Source organism: Nostoc sp. CCY 9925 (assembly GCF_963920935.1).
Lineage (GTDB): Bacteria > Cyanobacteriota > Cyanobacteriia > Cyanobacteriales > Nostocaceae > Nostoc.
The window spans coordinates 1-1,034 of record NZ_CAWUDO010000285.1 but is presented as its reverse complement, the minus strand read 5'-3'; the positions used below and the strand labels follow the sequence as shown (position 1 = coordinate 1,034).

Sequence of the window (1,034 nt, the reverse complement as noted above, 5' to 3'; positions counted from 1 at the left end):
TATAGCGGTTATCAGTCTTGTGAAGTACAGTAGCAGCAGTGAGTAAACCAACCCAGCAAATTCTCTATCGTCACTTCTGCGAATGCCGCATCTAATGCCTTGAGTAAATCAGGATAAGTCCTTGCACCGATGCGACGGAGAATGTTCTTAATCTTAGACCAACAATTCTCAATCGGTGAAAAATCGGGAGAGTAGGGGGGGAGATAAATGAGGTGAGCGCCAGCAGCGATGATCAAAGCTTCAAGTTCATCACTTTTATGGATCGAGGAGTTATCCATTAGAACGACTGCACCAGGCCAAAGCTGAGGTACGAGCTTTTGAGAGATGAAGGCATCAAAGGTCAAGGCATCGATAGAACCTAAAGCACTCCAGTGGGTGAGCAGTCCTTTTAAGCTAATAGCACCAATCACCGAGACATTTTTCCCTTTGCGATTTGGCTTTGGAGCATAGGCTCGTTTCCCTGATAAAGCGCGGGCACATTTGCGAATGAAGGATAGATTAACCCCCGATTCATCTAAGAAAATCAGATTTTCCACGGGTATCCCCCTCAAGAGTTTCCAGTACTCAAATCGGGCCAATTGGACTTCATCAGTGCCTTTTTTCGTGGGGTGGAGACTTTTTTTTGAGGTTTAGGTTGAGTTGAAAGCGAACCATCCGATTCACCGTGGCCACTCCAATTAACACCTCTGTTTTCTCATAAAGTCGTTCCCGCAATTCGCTTAACGTCGCATCGGGCTGTGCTACGACGAGTTGACCCAGGATTTCTAGCTGTTCGGCATTCAACTTTGTTGGCGTCTGTTCAGTACGCACTTTGGCGCTGATTGTGCCAAATTCACGATGGCGTTTGAGTAAATTTTGGACAAAACTTAAGGTGACACCAAAGTTTTTCGCCAGTTTTCGTTGGGAAATGTCACCGCAGGCATAAGCATCAACAACTTTCTGACGCAAGTCGAGAGAGTAGGCTTTCATAGCAACCAGTTATCAGTAGAATTGCTTTCTCCTAAGTGTACTTAACTGGACTGATAACCGCTATA

Annotated in this window: 2 protein-coding genes; both read right to left on the bottom strand. The window is 45.5% G+C overall.

Annotated elements, in window-relative coordinates:
* Positions 1-11 precede the first annotated feature (11 nt).
* The gene (locus ACM0OY_RS40430; protein ID WP_414574305.1) at positions 12-536 is read right to left on the bottom strand and encodes an IS630 family transposase; all 525 of its coding nucleotides are present in this window, start codon (positions 534-536) and stop codon (positions 12-14) included.
* Positions 537-588: 52 nt separating this feature from the next.
* On the bottom strand, positions 589-969 hold the full coding sequence (locus ACM0OY_RS40425) for a helix-turn-helix domain-containing protein (protein ID WP_414574304.1): 381 nt from the start codon (positions 967-969) through the stop codon (positions 589-591).
* Between the last annotated feature and the right edge of the window lie 65 nt (positions 970-1,034).